We start from the raw sequence: 18,259 nt of genomic DNA, 5'->3' as shown, positions 1-18,259 counted from the left end.
TCGCACCTGTTCAAAATTTGGGTCCGGATGAAGGCACGGACCGCGAGCAGCCCGCGACCCTAATTCCATCAGAAGTTCGAACTGAAGCGAATGCCGAAGGTGCGCGGCTGCTGAACGATGCCGTTGCCTGTCGCCCCGGCGCCGTCTCCGCTGAGGTAATAATAGAGCCCGCGCGCGTTCCCTACATTGGTCACATACAGGTCGAGTCGATGCTGGCCAAAGTCGACGCCGCCCCGCAGGTTCACGGTGTTGTAGCTCGGAAGCCTTTGATGGCCGCTCTGGGGGGCAGCCAAGCCTCCGACGACGAAATCCGAATTGCGCGATCCGACATAGGTCCAGTCCGCCCCGAGGAACATCGTCGCATCGCCGCCGACCGGCGCACGATAGTCGAAGCCGAGCGTGTTGGTGAATGTCGGCACATAAGGCAAGCGGTCGCCCTTGGCGCCACCGATCCCCGGGACGGCCGCCCGCAGCTCGGCGTCGGTATAGGCGCCGTTGACGAAGAGGGAGAATTGCGGTGAAGCTGCCAGCCGAAGCGCGTATTCGACGCCGCGGCTGCGGGCCTTGCCGCCATTATCGGTGAAATTGTTGGGAACGCCCGTGTCGGGGTCGACCACCGATGTCGGTATCTGTATATCGGTCCAGTCGACGGTGAACGCCGAGATGTCAAAACTCAGGCGGCGATCGAACAATTCGCCCTTCGCGCCCAATTCGTAGTTCACCGTCGTGTCGGGGCCGTAGCTGGTCCGGTAACCAGGGGGTGGGGTCGTCGTCGGCACGAGATTGGGACCGCCCGGCCGATAGCCCGTCGCTACACGCGCATAGAGCGTCACACGCTCGGCCGGATGCCAGCTGATCGCACCCGACCAGGTAACCTTTTCCTCTTTGGTTTTCGACGGCGGGTCGATGACGTCGACGAAGGAGTTCGAAATGAACCCGGCCAAACGCGTGGTCTGCGACCTTTGCCGGTTACGGGCGTAGCGGGCGCCGCCTGTGACATCGACATTGGAAAGCGGATGCCAGGTCAGCTGCGCGAAACCGGCCATCTCGCGATAGCGGGCGGGAACATATAGGCCGCCGCCCGGAACCGGGAGGGTCAGAATCTCCGGCGGCGTCGCAACGCTGGTCACGTCGAAGAGCTGCGTAAGCGAACTTTTTTCATCCGTATAGAAAAGGCCGGCGAGATAATCGATCGCCCCCGAGCCGGGCGCGGATGCTATGCGGATTTCCTGGTTGATACGGCGTATCGTGGTGAAATCGTCGCTCCGGACGTCGACCGGCTGCCCGTACGCCCCGGCCAGAACGTCCCCAAAGGTCACGCCCGGCGCCGCATTATAGTAAGTGAAGACCTTTCGGCGCTCGAAGTTCATCTTCGCCAAGCTGGTAATGCTGGTGATCGTCGCGAACCCGGCATCGTAGTTCAGGGTCGCGCTATACACCTGCGATTTGCGCTTGATTGGTTCGCCCAGACGCAGATTGCGCTGAAGCTCGCCCCCATGGGCAATCGACGCGGCGTTCGCCGGCGGATCGGCCGGCGTGAGCGCGGCACCGACCACGTCGATACTGGCGGGCGCATCGCGATCGTCGCGCTGCCAGATACCGCCGAGCCGGACGCTGAAATCGGGGGTGGCCTGCCACAGCAACGCGCCGCGGACGCCGTAGCGTTCGCCGCTGTTCACGTTCCGCTCATCGCCCAAGGGATTGTCGATATAGCCCGGCAGACGTTCGTAGAGACCCGAGACGCGGATCGCGACGCGGTCCGGGAGAATCGGCACGTTCAGCGCCGCGCGGACGCTACCTGCCGTTTCACCTTCGTCGACATGGTCGAGTTCCAGCTGCGCCGAGCCCTCGACGCGGGAAAGGTTCGGCGCCTTCGTCACATATTTCACCAGCCCGCCGAGGGCCGAGGCGCCATATAGCGTTCCCTGGGGTCCGCGCAGTACCTCGATCCGTTCGAGATCATAGGTGTCGAAATTGGGCGTCGTGCTTTGCTGATAGGAGGATGAAGAGGTGAGCGGCACATCGTCCACGAGAATCGCGGTCGTTGCGCCCTGGCCGCTGGCGTTGAGTCCGCGAACGGTCAGTTGCGGGCCAGCCGCCCCGTCGCTGAAGGATATCCCCGGCGTGAACGCGGCGAACTGCTCGATTCGCGTCAGATTGCGCTGCGTCAAGTTTTCACCGCCGACGGCCGTGACCGCGGACGGAACGTCGATTAACCGCTGCTCCCGCTTCTGCGCGGTCACGACGATTTCGTCAGGCGCTGCCTGTGCGGTGTCCTGCGGCGCGCCGCCTTCCGCCGATTGCGCCCAGCCCGCAGCGGGGGATGTCAGGACTATGGCCAGAGCGGTTCCGGTCAGCCCTTTGTGCAGATTTCGCATAAATCCCTCCCAATCTTTCTGATTTGCGGACGCTCAGCCAGCGCGGCCCAGCGCGAAGCGCATGCCGTGGAGAATGGCGGTCGGCGCGGCCGAGACATGATCATCCTCAGCAAAGGCGACATGGCGGAGATTGAGGAGCCCCGCGCCGCGCAGCGCGTTGGCGAAATCCCTGGCGCCATCGACCATACGCGCGGCACTCACCTGCGCCTGCGCCTCCTCCAACGTCAGACCCCTCCCTTCGGGTACGCTCGTCGGCATGTCCTGCTCCTTGGCCCCGACATCGACGAATACGCGCGGCTGCTGCGGCAGCGCCGCGAGCCGCTCCTTGAACGCTGGGAGCTTTTGAAGGATCGAAAAATCGTCCCACCAGAGCGACGGGCTGCTGACGATGAACGACGCGAAGCTTTCGGGACGGGTCAACAGTGCGTTGGCGGCAAAAAGCCCGCCGAGTGAATGACCGAAGAGGATCGGCGCGCCGCCGGCCGTCTGCGGATAGCGCGCTGCGATTTCGGGCCGCAGCGTCTCCACCAGAAAGGCCAGGAACGCGTCCGCACCGCCGCTGTTTTCGCCGCCGATCGCCGTGCCGAACATACCAAGGCCTTCGAGCGACTCGGCGCTGATCGGTGGCGCGAGATCCGCGGTCCGCAGCCTCATCACATCAGCGAACGCCGCGTCATAGCCGACGCCGACGACATAGTAAGCGGGAAAGCCCTCGACCGTCGAAACCGCCCGCGCGATCTCTGCTGCCAAGCCGAACAGGATATCGCCATCGACAACGTAAAGCACTGGAACGGCGGCGTCGAGCGCTTCGACCGCCGGGGCCGCGACGCTGATCTGGAGCAGTCCCTCGCGGATAGGATGCGCAAGGGTGAATTGCTCGAGCGAGGCGCGAACGGAAAATTGCATTCGAGTTACTCCATCCCAAACGGCCTCTATGGACCTGCGCGCCGACCCTTCCCGAGACGGCCAACTTTTGACGCACGACTCATCCTACTCACTTACATTAAAGTCAACTTATTTGTTGTATGCGATCGGAAGTCGGTATACGCCGTTCGAGACAAGCCTTGGGAGAATGGACATGACGGGCGGACAGCCTTGACCTTAGAAAGGCCTTCTCCACCCTCGATTGCGTTCGCGGCAAGCGGGTGCATTGCCAAGCATGGCGCGAGCAAAGCCAGCGCCCTGACCTGGTATGGGCTGGTCGTTCTCCTGATGACGAGTTTCTTCGGCTTTGTCGTCCGGCAGATGCTCAGCCTGATCGCGCCCGCGCTCCAGGCCTCGCTCGGCTTCTCCGACCTGCAGATCGGAATGCTGCAGGGACTTGGCATGGCGGTCTTCGCATGTATCGCGAGCTATCCGATGGGCTGGCTCGCCGATCGGTACGGACGCCGCCTGCTGCTCGCGATCGGAGTGGCCATCTGGTCGCTCGCGACCTTCCTGTTCGCATTTCAGGACAGCTTCGGCGGCCTGTTCGCGGGAACGATCGGCATCGCGATCGGCGAAGCCGGGCTGGTGCCGATCATCTATGCGATGATCCCCGACCTGTTCCCTGAACAGAGGCGCAACACGGCCAATCTGATCTTTTACGGCGGGTCGCTGTTCGGCGCCGGGATCGGCATGGCGCTTGGCGGGGCGCTGCTCGAATGGCTGGCCGCGTCGGCCGGCAGTTTGCCTCACTGGCTTGCGGGAGTCGACTCATGGCGCATCGCTATGGTGGTAATCGCCCTGCCCAGTCCGCTCTTCTTCCTACTCGTTGCAACGATGCCGCTTGCCAGACGCGCGGCCGCCGTCCGTGCGGCGGAAACCGGCGACGCGGACAAGGCGCAGGACTTTCTGTCTTATGCGCAAACGCACTGGTGCACGCTTGCCTGCGTCTGCGGATCGATATTTGCCATGGCCGTGGCGATGACCTCGGCCCTCATCTGGTTTCCCATCGCATTGCCGCGCGCCTTCGGTATCAATCCGGCGACCGTCGGCGTCGGGCTTGGTATAGCGATAACCGCCGCGACGCTGATCGGCGTGTTCCTTCCGGGCATCACGCTCAAATTCGGGCAGCGGGGCGGCGGGCTCACGCCGATCAGGGCGACCAGCTTCTTTCTCTGGCTGACGCCGTTGCCGGCCATGTGTCTGCCCTTCGTCACCTCGACCTTCCAGGCCTATACGGTCGCCGCGCTGCAGGGCGCGATGGGCGTCGCGGGCTCGGCGCTTATGCCGGGCATATTTCAGGACCTCGCGCCCGCTTCCCTGCGGGCGCGCGTCCTGACCCTGCTCGGCATCGTGAATGCGTTGGCCCTCGCGGTTTCACAGCTTGCAGTCGGCATGATTTCGGGTCTGATGTCCGGCCCGCGAGGCATGCTTTATTCGATTTCGATCGCCAGCATACCCTCACTGATCGCTGCCGCCGTCCTGATGTCGCTCGCCCACCGCCCCTATGCCGCCACGGTCCGCGCCGTGCATTCCCAGTTTCCAGGAGAGAAAGCATGACAATCCCCGCCACACTCGACCGTCCGGACGATATGACCAGCATGCGCGAAGCGATCGAGGCCGGGCGTACGACGCCGGCCGCGCTGATCGAACGCGCGATCGAACGCGCCGAGGCCGTCAATCCGCAGCTCAATTTCATCGCATGGCCCTGTTTCGACCGCGCGCGTACGCAGGCGGCCGCGCCGCGCCCGGGACCGCTTGCCGGTCTCCCGACCCTGATCAAGGATTCCATTCTGGAAAAAGGCGTACCGTCGAGCTTCGGTGCCGCCGTGCTCCGCGATTTCGTTCCCGCCGAAGACGGACCCTATGCCCGCGCGATAAATGACGCGGGTCTAATTTCGATCGCCCGTTCGGCGATGCCCGAACTCGGACTCAACGTGGTAACCGAATCGCCGTTGGTGGGCGTGACCCGCAATCCCTGGAACCTGGATCATACACCCGGCGGTTCTTCGGGCGGCGGATCGGCGGCCGTGACAGCTGGAGTGGTTCCCATCGCGCATGCCAGCGACGGGCTGGGGTCGATCCGCCATGGCGCCGCGCCGTGCGGCCTCGTCGGTCTCAAGCCGTCGCGCGGACGCAATATCGGCGACGAGACGATGCGCTCGATCGCCGATCTGAACGTCGATGGCTGCGTCAGCCGCACCGTGCGCGACACCGCGGCTTGGCTCGAGGCAACCCAGACGCGCGCGCCCGACGCGGCCTTCGCGCCGGTGCCGCTCGTAACCGCGCCGGTCGATAGCAAGCTTCGCATTCACGCCTATAGCGAGGTAATGCGCACCGCCGCGGAGCCGGACGCGAGCGTCGCCCGGGTCTTTTCGGACACGATCGATTTGCTCGGACGGCTTGGCCATGGCGTCAGCGATGGCCGGTTGCCGTTCGACGCCCCCGCCGCCATCTCCGCGCTACGCGATTTGGCCGAAGGCAGATTTGCGCGGCGACTGGAGCCGATCGCCGAACAGCTCGGCGTTGCCATCACGCCCGACGATCTCGAATATCGCTCAAGGACGATCGTGGAACAGGGAAACCGGATTTCAGACAAGCAATATGATGCGGCATGGGCCCTGATGGAGCAGAATGCCGCATCCTATCTAGCGCTGCTGGACGACATCGATATCTGGATGACACCCACCTTCAGCACTGAAACCGTCCGCGTCGGCGTCTTCGGGCCCCACACGGCGTGGCTCGACCAGCGCGATCATCTGCTCGACTATGCCGGCTATTGCTGGATCGACAATTTCGCCGGCTCGCCGTCGATCAGCCTGCCGATGGGTTTCAGCGACAACGGCTTGCCGGTCGGCGTCCAGTTCGCAACCCGGCCCGGCGGCGAAGCGCTTCTGCTCGCGCTCGCGTATCAACTCGAGAATGCCGTCGCATGGTGGCGACATACCCCGCCGGTCTGGGTCGGTCAGTGATGACAGGCGAGAGCTTCGGCGCCGTCTTGAAACGCCATGCCGCGGCGACGTCGGATGCGGTCGCCGTACGGTATGACGAGGACAGCCTGACATGGCGTGAACTTGACGCGCGCTCGGACGGTCGAGCCGCGCAATTGCTGGAAGCGGGCGTCGTCCGCGACGATATGGTCGCGATCGTCCTTGCCAACGGTACCGCGCATCACGAATGGACGTTCGGCGCATGGAAGGCTGGCGCAACGCCCTGTATCCTTCCCTCTCGGTTACCTGCGCATGAGCTTTCCGCAATCGTCGAACTGGCCGCGCCGCGCGTCATCATCGGATCGCCGCGACTTCCCCGGATCGAGCGCAGAATAATTGCCGCCGATTCTCCCCTACCGCCGGAAACGGCCTCGATTTTGCGTGCCCCCGCATCCAGCTGGAAGGCCGTCGCCAGTGGGGGCTCGACCGGGCGGCCGAAGCTGATCGTCGATCATGGACCACCCAGCCTCTCGGCCAAGATCGACCAGCTGATCGATTTCGTCAGCATGCCGCGCGGCGGCACGCTCCTCAATCCGGGTCCCCTCTATCACAACGCGCCCTTTCTCTTCTCGAACCTCGCGCTCGTCGCGGGAAGCCAGGTGGTCGGGATGGCGCGGTTCGATCCCGAAAAATGGCTGCAGATCGTCGAACGCGAGCGGGTTGAATGGTGCTTTTTGGTCCCAACGATGATGCACCGCATCTGGTCGCTCGCGCCGGAGATCCGAAAGGCCTATGATCTGTCGTCGCTGACGTGCGTCGTTCATATGGCAGCCGCCTGTCCGGTTTGGCTCAAGCATGCCTGGATCGACTGGCTCGGCGGCGAGCGCATCCTCGAAGGTTATGCCGGGACCGAAACTCCAGGCACCATGATTACGGGAACCGAATGGCTGCGCAAGCCGGGGTCGGTCGGCCGTGTTGCGCCCGACACGATCACCATCCGGAACGCTGACGGCGAACTTTGCCCGCCCGGCAAGATCGGCGAGATTTTCTTTCCCGCCGCATCCGCCGAAGGCTTTCACTATATTGGCGCCGCACCCCGCCTCGACGATGCGGGGCGGATGTCGCTTGGCGATATGGGCTATGTCGACGTCGATGATTATTTGTTTCTCGCCGATCGGCGCACCGACATGATCATCCGCGGCGGCGCCAACATCTACCCCGCCGAGGTCGAGGCGGCGCTCGACGAACATCCCGCGGTTGTGAGCGCCGTCGTCATCGGCCTGCCGTGCGAAGAATTTGGTCACCGCGTCCACGCAATTCTCGAAGCCCGGCCCGGCGTGACACTCGAAATCGCGGATGTGTCTGCCTTTGTCGCGGAGCGGCTCGCGCCCTATAAGCGGCCCGAAAGCTATGAAGTGGTGGAGACCCCGCTGCGCGACGATGCCGGCAAGGTGCGACGCAGTGCTTTGCGTGATGAAAGGCTTGCCTGGATAACAGCTCGAAAGCCGTTCCAGCAATAATCGAAGACCAACGAAGCCGCACATTGGGCGTCGATAAGCGGCGCAGTATGGCCGGTGCACGAACCGCTGCGCGGATTGGCGCTAGCCTCGATGTAAAGCAGCCCTTCGAGCGCATCGCCTGATTGAACGTGGGCTGCCGCAGGCAGACCCTTTCGGCTCCTTCACCTGAGGAGTCGAACGATGAATGAACTTATCCAGATTGGCCCGATCAGCCCGCTGCGCCAGCGCCTGATCGACGATATGACCATGCGCCGCTTCTCGAAGGAGACGCAGCGTAACTATCTGCGCGACGTTGGGAGGTTCGCGACCTGGCTCGGGCGCTCGCCGCACACCGCAAGCGCCGAGGATATCCGGCAGTTCCAGATCGAGCAGCAACAAGCCGGCGTCCCGGCGCCGACCATGAACAGCATCGTCGGCGCGCTGAGGTTCTTCTTCACGCACACGCTCGACCGCCCCGACCTCGCGCGCAAGCTGGTCCGCACCAGGCAGGTACGCAAGATCCCGGTCGTCCTCACCATGGCCGAGGTGAAGCGCCTGCTCGATGCCACGCGCTCCTTGAAGCACCAGGCGGCGCTGTCGGTCGCTTACGGCGCGGGCTTGCGCGTCGCCGAGGTGTCGGCGCTCAAGGTCAGCGATATCGACAGCAAGCGGATGCTGCTCCGGATCGAGCACGGTAAAGGCGGGCGATACCGCAATGCCATGCTGCCCGAAGGGCTGCTCCTGCTACTGCGCGACTGGTGGCGCGCCGGGCGGCAACAGGGCATCCTCGTCCCCGACGGCTGGCTCTTTCCCGGACAGAGCACAGCGGCGCCGATCAGCACCCGCCAGCTCTACCGTGTCGTCGTCGAAGCCGCTGAAGCAGCAGACATCGACAAGCGCGTCGGACCGCATACGCTGCGCCACAGCTTCGCCACCCACTTGCTCGAGGACGGTGTCGATATCCGCGTCATCCAGGCGCTGCTCGGCCATGCCAAGCTAAACACCACCGCCTTCTACACCCAGGTTGCGACGAGGACCGTTCGCTCGATCGTCAGCCCGCTCGACAGGCTCGCGCTCGCATCGCCCAGCGAGGAAGCGCCCGACGGCTGAGGTCGATGCGCGCCTCACTCGAGGTCGCCGACATCTTCCGCGCTGCCGGGCCAACCTACCGCGCCGCCCATGCCGGGCATCTGAGCCTGCACCAGCTCAAGATCATGTCGGCGATCGAACATTGCCGCACCGCCGCGCTCGGCGGGCATGTCGAGGCCTGCACCGACTGCGGGCACTGGCGGATCGCCTATAACAGCTGCCGCAACCGGCACTGCCCCAGGTGCCAGGGCGCTGCGGCGCGCAGTTGGCTCGAGGCGCGCGAGGCCGATCTGCTCCCAGTCGGCTATTTCCACGTCGTGTTCACCCTGCCTGCCGAGGTTGCCGCGATCGCCTTCCACAATAAGGCGCCCCTCTATGACCTGCTGTTCAAGGCCGCGGCCGATACGATGCTGACCATCGCCGCCGACCCGAAGCACCTCGGTGCCCGGATCGGCATCACCGCCGTCCTCCACACCTGGGGCTCGGCGCTCACCCATCATCCGCACATCCACATGATCGTGCCCGGCGGCGGCATCTCCCGCGATGGAACGCGCTGGATATCCGCACGCCCAGCCTTCCTGCTCCCGGTCCGCGTCCTTGGTGCCCTGTTCCGACGCTTGTTCCTAACCCGCCTTCGCGCGCTGCACGATGCCGGCAAGCTCGCCTTCTTTGGCAGCCTCACTCATCTTGGCGAACGACGTGCTTTCCTGCGGCACCTCTCTCCCGTCAGGAAGAAGCGCTGGGTCGTATATGCCAAGCCGCCGTTCGCTGGTCCCGAGGCCGTGCTCGCTTATCTCGCGCGCTACACCCACCGGGTCGCCATATCGAACAGTCGGCTCCTCCGGTTCGATGAGGAAGGCGTCACCTTCCGCTACAAGGATTACCGCAAGGCCGGCGCTGGACGGCAGCAGGTCATGACGCTCGGCGCCGACGAGTTCATCCGCCGCTTCCTCCTCCACGCCCTGCCGCGCGGGTTCCACCGCATCCGCCACTATGGCCTCCTCGCCAGCGCACACCGCAAGGATCATCTCGAACGCGCCCGCCGCCTGCTCGATGTCGCACCCCCACCGACCGACGAGCCCGCCGACGATGCAGAGCCCCGACCGACCTGCCCGTGCTGCGGCGGTACCATGATCATCATTGAGGTCTTCGAGCGCCGCTACCAGTCCCGCGCGCCGCCACCGCCATCCCTCGCACCCGGGACACCGGCGCCGTGACCCGGCACGGCCCGTCGCCTTCCTCGTCCAGGGCAGACCCGCGCCTGGAAGCGGACCCGCTCGCGACGGGGCTGCCCAAAAGCAGACGTCGCACCACCAAAATCGGTCCGCCCGCTTTTCGGCGTCCGCTTTTGCGACCCATATGCAGACGGTCCGCTATCGCGCACGTCCGCTTTTCGGCAGCACCTAGCTACCCCACGATCTCCGCAAAACAGCTTTCCCCATAGCTCACACCATGACCACCGCGGTTCGGGCATCGAAGACTTTCCGACGCCTGGCGGCGTCCGAAACTCTCAACGTTTGCTGTCAGGCCGCTTCCGGGACGCAGATCTCAACAAGCAGACATTTGGTTGCGTTAGCTCGTGAGGCGGATATCCAGAATTACATTTACGTCGACAAAGCGGTCAAAATGGCCGTCCAGGAAACCTCTTAAGTGATTGCCCAACTACCCGACATTGGAACAGCCAAGGCCGGCAACGGCAACGGCAATTATAGTCGGTTAATCAGATGGTGGGGGGGGAGGTAGCTCAAAAGCTGCCAGCATTCCGGTCGATGCCAGCGCAACGACCAATGGCGGCTCGATCGACACGGTATCAAGCCGCGGCGCTCCGCATTTGGTAGCAAGGAATTCATAAATCGTTTGCGATCGGCCTCTCACGGAACGGCTGTTTCACCGCATCCGCACTATGCCGAGCTAGCGCGGCTGGCATTCCCCGATTGCAACCTGCTTATCCTGTCGTGCTTCCGCCGAGCGAGGCGAGCTCGCCGCGCTCGCGCGCCTTGCGGCCATAGACGAGTTCGAAGAGCGGCCCCGCCATCACGGTCGTCGCGATTGCCATGAGCACCATCATCGCGAACAGCGTCGGGCCGATGATACCCTTTTGCAACCCGATGTTGCTGATAATCAGCTCCATCAGCCCTCGTGCATTCATCAGCGCGCCGATGCCAAGCGCGGTGCGGTTGTTCTCGCCCGCCAGCCGTGCAGCGAGCCAGCAAGCGCCGAACTTCGCCGCGATGGACACCGCGAGAATACCGAGCGCGACCGCCAGCAACTTCCAGTCATTTACCATGTCGAGCCGCGTATTGAGCCCCGAATAAGTGAAAAACATCGGCAACAGCAGCACGACCGTCATCGGCTCGATCTTGCGACGGATTTCCTCGGCGAATAGCCCGCGCGGCATGCAGACGCCAAGCAGGAAGCCGCCAAACACCGCGTGGATGCCTGCGGTGTCCATGACGAAGGCCGATAGCGCGTAAAGGATCAGCACGACTGCAAAGAGCGTGTGCGTCAGCTCGCCCTTCGCCTCGACCGCGCGGCCCAACAGCATGAACAGGCGGCGGCTCGCGAGCAGCATGAACGCGACATAAGCGCCGCCCCCGAAGATCGCGAGCAGCGCGACACCCGGTCCTCCGCCGAAGGTCGCGAGCACGATCGCGAGCACACACCACGACACCGCATCGTCGAACGCGCCGGCCGTCAGCGACAGCGTCCCGAGCGATGTGTTCGCAAGTCCGCGCTCGTTGATGATCCGCGCGAGCATCGGAAACGCGGTGAGTGCGATGCAGGCGCCCATGAACAGCGTTGCGCTCACCGGACCTATTCCCGGCAAAAAGAGGCCCGAAATGGTCAGAAGATATGGCGTGATCGCAAAGGCAAAGAGGAAGGGCACGATGATCCCCGCGGCCGACACGCCCGCGGCGCTTCGCGCCTTCGACTGAAAATGGTCAAGACGGAGCGTCGTCCCGACGATGAACATATATAACCCGACCCCGAACTGCGCGACGACATAGAGGATGTTGCGCGTCTCTTTCGGGAACAACACGGCCTGAAAATCGGGGAAGAAAAGCCCGAGGAGCGAGGGGCCGAGCAGCACGCCAGCGATCATCTCGCCGACGACCTGCGGCTGGCCGAACCATTTCTTCGCCGCCCAGCCGGTGATCCGGCAGACGAGCAGGATCACCGCAATCTGCAGGAAGAAATGGATGCTGTAGTCCCCCGGCGTGTAGCTTCGTGCTGCCTCCACAGCAGGGCCGTGCGCACCAAGCGCATCGCCGATCGCGCGCGCGAAATCTTCGACGAGTTCGCGCGTCACGGTCGCCGGGCCGCGACGGGAAAAGTGGGCGGGACGAAATTTAGCTCCGCTCGGGACAGAAAGCGGTCGATTGCGGCAAGATCGGCGGGGCGGTCGGTCGTGACGGGTGATCGCATGGCGGCATTGGACGGGAAAACACCATATCCGGCGAACAGGCAATGCCAGCTGATATTCGGGTAAAAGGCGCCGATGCGGAGATCTTCGATCGCTTCGCCAATATCGGCACCCGTGAACCAGGCCGTGATCATCGCCTTAAGATTGTCCGACAAAGTCTCGAGTCCGGCGGCATCGCGCCAGTAGCCCCGATCGGCGTCGCGCTGGTTCATCCGGTAATGCGCAACGATATAGTCGCGAACGCCCTCATAGCGCGCCGCGATCCGGGCGTTGAAAATGTCGCGGTGCCTGGGGGTGAAGCCTCCGCCTTCGAAGGCCGTGATGAACTCTTGTGCGGTCGCGATGACGATGTGGAGCGCGGTCGCCTCCAGCGGCTCGATGAAACCCTGCGCCAAACCCATCGCAAGGCAATTGGCCGTCCAACTATGTTCGAGCCGTCCGACCTTCATCTCCAGATGTCTCGCCGGACCATCCGCATCGGTTAGCCCAAGCGCAATTCTGAGCTCGCGTTCGGCCTGATCGCGGTCAAGATAGCGGCTTGAATAGACATAGCCGTTTCCGATCCGCGTGGTCAGCGGGATGGCCCAGCGCCACCCGGCCGTCATCGCGATGCTCTTCGTAGCCGTGACGACCGGGCCCCTTTCGTCATGCGCCGTCGGCATGACGACGGCCCGGTCGTTGAAAAGATTTTCCGCAAATGGCAGAAAGCGCGCGCCGAGCGCCTGTCCGGCGATCAGCCCCCCGAAACCACTGCAGTCGACGAAAAAATCCGCCGCCAGTGCCTCGCCGCCCTCCAGCCCCAGCGATCGCACATTGCCGTCGGCCCCGACGTCGACGCTAACCACCTTCCGCGCAAGATGCGTCACGCCCTGCGATACCGCGTGATCGCGGAGAAACGCGCCGAGCTTATAGGCGTCGAAATGATAGCCGTAGGCGAGATCGAACGGGAAGGATTCGCCGCCATGCGGTCCCCCTCCGCGAGCGGCGACCCGCCCGGCAAGGTAAAAGCGGTCCGGATTTGCCGGGACGTCGACGCCGGTCCGCCGTAACGCGGCGTTGCGGAAAAACTCGGCCTGGGTATGCACGTCGAGCGTTCCCGGGAAGGGGTGGAAATAGCCCGACTCCTGGCCACCCGCCGACCAGCCCTCGAACGCTATCCCGAGCTTGTAGGTGGCGTCGCACGCGGGCATCCATTCGGCTTCGGCTATGCCAAGGCCGTCGAAAAAGGCCTTGAGCTGCGGTGTCGACCCCTCACCCACCCCGATGATTCCGATGTCGGGGGACTCGACGACCGAAATCCGGATCGGGCTGTCACGCCAGAGATGTGCAAACAGCGCCGCCGTCATCCACCCGGCGCTACCCCCGCCGAGAATGACGATATGAAGCAGTTCCTCGGCGGATGGGCTCATCGCGGCGCCATGAGAAAGAGGAAAATTTCCGGGAGACGGGCTGCCCACGCATTTTCGTCATGCGGTGCGCCATCATAGACGCGACTTTGCCATTCCCGTCCCCGCTCCCATCCGCTGGCGGCGAGGCGCGCGTCGATCGCTTGCTGATATGGCGCATAGTGGGCATCGAGCGTGGCCGTGCCATGGTCCATCCAGAGACGTCGCCCGTCGGGTGGGCCAAGGCGTGCCGCGAACCAACCATCCCAGAGCGCGATCAGCCGAGGGTCCGCGTCGCCCACGGCGCCGGGCGCGACCGCCGGCCAATGCGAGCTGACGCATGCCGCGCGGCCATAGACCGCCGGACGTTCGAGAAAGGCATAGCAGCTCATGAGGCCGCCCATGCTCGATCCCATGATCACGGTGTCGTTGCGCCCCGGACGAGTCCGCAGCGTCGCGTCGACCCATGATTTCAGAGGCCCCGCAAGCCAGTCGAGATAGGCGTCCGACAGAATCGGACCGCCCGCCGCCGCCGCCATAGAAGCGGCAATATCGGGCGCCGCGAGCCGGTACGCGCTCGCCGGAAGATACTGGCGATAGCGATCCACGCCCGGCGCCCAGATACCGACGATGATATGCGGCTCGGCTCCTCGCTTCATGGCCGCCAGCATGGCGCGGTCCGCCTCCCATATCTTCCCGAAGTTCGACGACGCCCGATCGAAGAGATTATGGCCATCGTGCATATAGACGACCGGATAGCGACGGACGCCCTTGTCGTAGCCGGGTGGCAGCCAGATCGTCAGGCGTTGCTCGGGCAATCCGGCAGCGAAGACATGATCATATTGGAGAAGACGGCCGCGATCGGCGGCTTCGGCAGGCAGGGCGAGCAGCGCCCACAGCGCCATCAGCGCCGCCACCAGGTGCCGCCGGATCGTCATCGTCCGGGATGCAGGCGCATGGCCGCTCCCCCGCCCGGAGCGAGCCACAGGCGGTACGTGTCGCCCTTTTTCACCCGGATATTGTCATAGGCGATGCGGTGCCGGGCGTCGGTGAGATAGGTTGCGCCTTCGCCATCCTTGTAGATGGTTGCCGTATAGGTCTTGCCGGGATCGAGGAAGTCGAACCGCAGCGACAGCGTCCGCTCGGTCGCATCGTTGACGCCGCCGACATACCAGTCGGCGCTTGCGCGGTCCTTGCGGGCAAAGATCGCATAGTCGCCGACTTCTCCGGCAATCAATTTGCTCTCGGACCAATCGGCAGGGACTTTGGAAATGAAGTCGAGTTCGCGCGGATGCGCCTCGAGGTTTTCGATGAAGTCCGCGGCCATCTGGATGGGAGAATATATCGCAAGGTAGAGCCCAAGCTGCTTCGCAAGCGTCGAGGCCAGCGGCGCCTTGTTTGCGCCCTCGAGGCTGAGCACGCCGGGGGTGAAATCCATCGGTCCGGATAGCATGCGCGTGTACACCAGCGTCGGCTCGTGATCGGGGCCGTTGGCGAAGGCGCCCCAGGCGTTATATTCCATGCCTCGCGCACCTTCGCGCGCGACCCAGTTCGGGTACGTGCGGCGAAGGCCGGTGTCCTTCACGGGTTCGTGAGGGTTGACCGCGATCTTGTACCGGGCCGCCGTCTCGACGACCTTGAGATGATGTTCGACCTGCCGCTGGCCGTCGTGCCACTCCATGCGGGTTTCGCCAGGCGCATCGCCGGGTGCGATGATCCCGCCCGCGTCGGCAACATAACCGGTCTTGACGGCTTTGACGCCAAGCCTTCCATACAGCCTCATCGCATCTTCGAGCTGCGCCTCATAAACGGCTATGTTTCCGCCCGTCTCGTGATGACCGATCAGCGTCACGCCCTTGCGCTTCGCATAATCGGTCACCGCCGCGAGGTCGAAATCCGCGGTCGGCTGGGTAAAGCTGAATTTGTCGCCATGGCCGAACCAGTTTCCGTCCCAGCCCTTGTTCCAGCCTTCCACCAGAACCCCGCCGAACCCGTGTTTCGCGGCAAAATCGATATAGTCCTTGGTTCTCTGGGTCGTCGCACCATGCTTCGGCCCCTCGGCCCAGCTCCAGTCCCCACGGATCATGCCCCACCAGATTCCGACATATTTCATCGGCTTCACCCAACTGACGTCCCCGAGCTTGTTCGGCTCGTTCAGGTTGAGTTCGAGGTCGTTTTCGACGAGACCCGCCGCCGAATCCGCGATCCTGATCGTCCGCCATGGCGTCGCGAAGGGCAGATCGCGCGTGACGCGCGGTCCGCGCGACGACGGCGACAGGGTGGCGCGAAACTTCTGCCCTTCAGCGCGCTTGAGCCACATGCCCGCATAGTCGACCAGCGCGGCCTCGTGAAAGGCGAGATGCGTCCCGTCGTCGAGGCGCATGGTCAACGGCGTGTGCGCCGTGGCGACGGCGTCGATCGGCGTTTTCTGGTAGACCTGCTCATAGCGGTTCCATTCGCCGCCGGTAATCCACCAGGCCGTCCCTTGGGGTACGATGTCGAACTCGGTGAATTCGTCGGCGATATGCGCTGTCTTGAAGCCGGGTTGTTCGGGCAACTCGTAGCGGAAGCCGATGCCGTCGTCGAAAAGCCGGAAGCGAAGGTTCATCGCGTGGCCGCCCCAGCTCTCGTCTTGCCGGAACCGGACCAGCAGTTCGTTGTGCACATCGCGGATGAAGCGGCGTTCGCCCCACGGTTGCTCCCAACGCGTATCGGAACGCTTGCGCTCGCTGTCGACGATCGAGAAGCCGCGTTGCAATCCGATGCCGTCCGTCAGGATGAACCCGAGTTTCGAGGGCGCGATGAGCAGCTTGCCCCGCCGCGACAGCGACCATGTCGGTCGCTGGTCGCCGTCGGTGGACACCGTCAGAACGATGCTGCCGTCGGGCGAGGTGGCGGTTTGCGTCGCCGGCGCCGGCTGGGCGAGGAGGGGAACCGGGGCGAACGAAACAAAGGCGGCCAGAGCCAGACGGCGCATCACATATCTCCTTGGACGTTCAGCCAGAGCGCGCCGCAGGGCGGCAGACAATCGATGGTGGCTCCGTTGAGCGCCACGACCGGCGTGCCGACACCCGCGTGCCCGGAAATGTCGATTGTTCCATTTCCAAGATTGAAGAGGCAGCGAAGGTGATCGTCCCTGGCAATTCGGTCAAAGGCGAGCAGATCGCCCTCGGTTATCCAGTTCCGGTTATCGCCCGCGCGGAGGGCCGGGTACCCGGCGCGCAGCGCCACAAGTCGACGCGTCAGATGCAGCAGCGAGGCCGGATCATCCTCTTGCCGGTCGACCGCGAGCGCCGCATGTGCCGCGCCCAGCGGCAACCAAGGCTCAGCGCTGGAAAAGCCCGCATGGGCCGTGCCGCCCTCCCACGGGAGCGGCGTGCGCGCGCCGTCGCGCGACAAGGTAAGCGGCCAATTCTTGAGAGCCTCGGGATCCTTGATCAGTTCGAAAGGTATGTCGACCTGGTCCAGTCCCAATTCCTCGCCGTTGTAAATGATGATGTTGCCGCGCAGCGCACAAAGCAGCGCCATCTTCATTCGTGCATAGGCCGCGCGGTCGGCGCCGGGCGGAGTCCAGCGGGAGAGAGCTCGCGGCGCATCGTGATTTTCGAAGGCCCAGCTTGGCCAGCCGGTCCCGGGCGCATCGGGCCATTGCTCCGCCGCCTCGCGAACGAGCTTCGGGGTCAGCTGGTCCGCATAGAGGAAATCGAAGCCATAGGCGCTGTTGAGCCGGTGCCCGCCGGCGGTAAACTGCCGCATCTCGCGCACCGCGTCGTCGCCGCCGACCTCCGCAACAGTGAACCTGTCGGCATAGCGATCGGTAAGCGCCCGAATCCGTTCGAGAAACAACGGGATGTCGGGGTGCGACTGGTTGTAGATTTTTTGCTGGAAATCGAAGGGCCGCGTCCGGACCTTGTTCGAGGGCGCCGCCGGCGGATTGTCGCGAAGTTCGGGATCGTGCATCGCGAAATTGATCGCGTCGATACGAAAGCCGTCGACCCCCCGGTCGAGCCAGAATTGCACGACGTCGAGCAGGGCCTGTTGCACGTCGGGGTTATGCCCGTTGAGCTGCGGCTGCGAGCCTAGGAAATTATGGAGATAATATTGGCCGCGGCGCGCGTCCCACGTCCAGGCGGGGCCCCCGAACACCGACTGCCAATTGGTCGGCGGCGTACCGTCGGGCCGCGCGTCCGCCCAAACATACCAGTCGGCCTTCGAATTCTCGCGGCTCGTGCGGCTTTCGGCGAACCAGGCATGGCGATCCGACGTGTGGGCAAAAACCAGGTCGGTGGTTACCTTCAGACCAAGCGCGTGCGCGCGGGCGATGAGTGCATCGAAATCGTCGAGAGTCCCGAAAATCGGATCGACGCCGCGATAGTCGGAAATATCATATCCGAAGTCGTCCATCGGCGAAGGGTAGAAGGGAGAAAGCCAGATCGCATCGACACCGAGGGACGCGATATAGTCGAGCCGGGCAGTAATGCCGGCAAGGTCCCCAACCCCGTCGCCGTTCGAATCGGCGAAGCTACGCGGATAGACCTGATATATGACGGCACCCTTCCACCAAGGCGGAGAGGCTTCGGTACAGCTATGCGGGTCTTTTGCGAGGGGCTGGTTTATCGTCACTGTTGTT

Annotated in this window: 12 protein-coding genes; 5 read left to right on the top strand and 7 right to left on the bottom strand. The window is 64.0% G+C overall.

Annotation, left to right across the window (positions count from 1 at the left end):
* Window positions 1–68: 68 nt before the first annotated feature.
* Window positions 69–2,378 (bottom strand): TonB-dependent receptor, encoded by a 2,310-nt coding sequence (locus tag ACVENA_RS20135; RefSeq protein ID WP_449326779.1) that lies wholly within the window; start codon window positions 2,376–2,378, stop codon window positions 69–71.
* A 33-nt stretch (window positions 2,379–2,411) separates the two neighbouring features.
* Window positions 2,412–3,284 carry an alpha/beta hydrolase gene (locus ACVENA_RS20130; protein ID WP_257546688.1) on the bottom strand — a complete coding sequence of 291 codons (873 nt, stop codon included), beginning with the start codon at window positions 3,282–3,284 and terminating at the stop codon, window positions 2,412–2,414.
* Here ACVENA_RS20130 and ACVENA_RS20125 point away from each other — a divergent pair.
* From ACVENA_RS20125 to ACVENA_RS20105, 5 genes are all read left to right on the top strand, one after another.
* Entirely contained in the window at window positions 3,237–4,862 is a 1,626-nt protein-coding gene (locus ACVENA_RS20125) for an MFS transporter (RefSeq protein ID WP_449326778.1), read from the top strand. The two genes, ACVENA_RS20130 and ACVENA_RS20125, sit on opposite strands and share 48 nt — an antisense overlap.
* Window positions 4,859–6,274 carry an amidase gene (locus ACVENA_RS20120; protein WP_449326777.1) on the top strand — a complete coding sequence of 472 codons (1,416 nt, stop codon included), beginning with the start codon at window positions 4,859–4,861 and terminating at the stop codon, window positions 6,272–6,274. The genes ACVENA_RS20125 and ACVENA_RS20120 overlap by 4 nt, the downstream gene beginning before the upstream one ends.
* A complete protein-coding gene (locus ACVENA_RS20115; RefSeq protein WP_257546694.1) occupies window positions 6,274–7,752 on the top strand; it encodes an AMP-binding protein in 1,479 nt (492 codons plus the stop codon). Before ACVENA_RS20120 ends, ACVENA_RS20115 begins: the two co-directional genes overlap by 1 nt.
* A 180-nt stretch (window positions 7,753–7,932) precedes the next feature.
* Window positions 7,933–8,841, top strand: coding sequence for a tyrosine-type recombinase/integrase (locus ACVENA_RS20110; RefSeq protein ID WP_257546696.1), 909 nt, complete (start codon window positions 7,933–7,935; stop codon window positions 8,839–8,841).
* Window positions 8,842–8,846: 5 nt separating this feature from the next.
* Window positions 8,847–10,037, top strand: coding sequence for an IS91 family transposase (locus ACVENA_RS20105; protein WP_257546699.1), 1,191 nt, complete (start codon window positions 8,847–8,849; stop codon window positions 10,035–10,037).
* 728 nt (window positions 10,038–10,765) lie between these two features.
* On the opposite strand, the gene ACVENA_RS20100 is transcribed toward ACVENA_RS20105, so the two are convergent.
* From ACVENA_RS20100 to ACVENA_RS20080, 5 genes are read right to left on the bottom strand one after another with little or no spacing between them, the layout of a single operon-like run.
* Complete coding sequence (locus ACVENA_RS20100) at window positions 10,766–12,130, bottom strand: cation:proton antiporter (protein ID WP_449326776.1); 1,365 nt, start codon at window positions 12,128–12,130, stop codon at window positions 10,766–10,768.
* On the bottom strand, window positions 12,127–13,653 hold the full coding sequence (locus ACVENA_RS20095; protein ID WP_257546721.1) for a tryptophan halogenase family protein: 1,527 nt from the start codon (window positions 13,651–13,653) through the stop codon (window positions 12,127–12,129). Before ACVENA_RS20095 ends, ACVENA_RS20100 begins: the two co-directional genes overlap by 4 nt.
* The gene (locus ACVENA_RS20090; RefSeq protein ID WP_058457390.1) at window positions 13,650–14,567 is read right to left on the bottom strand and encodes an alpha/beta hydrolase; all 918 of its coding nucleotides are present in this window, start codon (window positions 14,565–14,567) and stop codon (window positions 13,650–13,652) included. The genes ACVENA_RS20095 and ACVENA_RS20090 overlap by 4 nt, the downstream gene beginning before the upstream one ends.
* Window positions 14,564–16,606, bottom strand: a complete 2,043-nt coding sequence (locus ACVENA_RS20085; RefSeq protein WP_257546725.1) for a glycoside hydrolase family 97 protein — start codon at window positions 16,604–16,606, stop codon at window positions 14,564–14,566. The genes ACVENA_RS20090 and ACVENA_RS20085 overlap by 4 nt, the downstream gene beginning before the upstream one ends.
* The gene (locus tag ACVENA_RS20080; RefSeq protein ID WP_137869761.1) at window positions 16,606–18,252 is read right to left on the bottom strand and encodes an alpha-glucosidase; all 1,647 of its coding nucleotides are present in this window, start codon (window positions 18,250–18,252) and stop codon (window positions 16,606–16,608) included. Before ACVENA_RS20080 ends, ACVENA_RS20085 begins: the two co-directional genes overlap by 1 nt.
* Window positions 18,253–18,259: the final 7 nt, after the last annotated feature.

It is taken from the genome of Sphingopyxis sp. 550A, from assembly GCF_053569535.1.
Note: the sequence above shows the minus strand (reverse complement) of the source record. Positions and strands in the feature narration are given on the sequence as shown.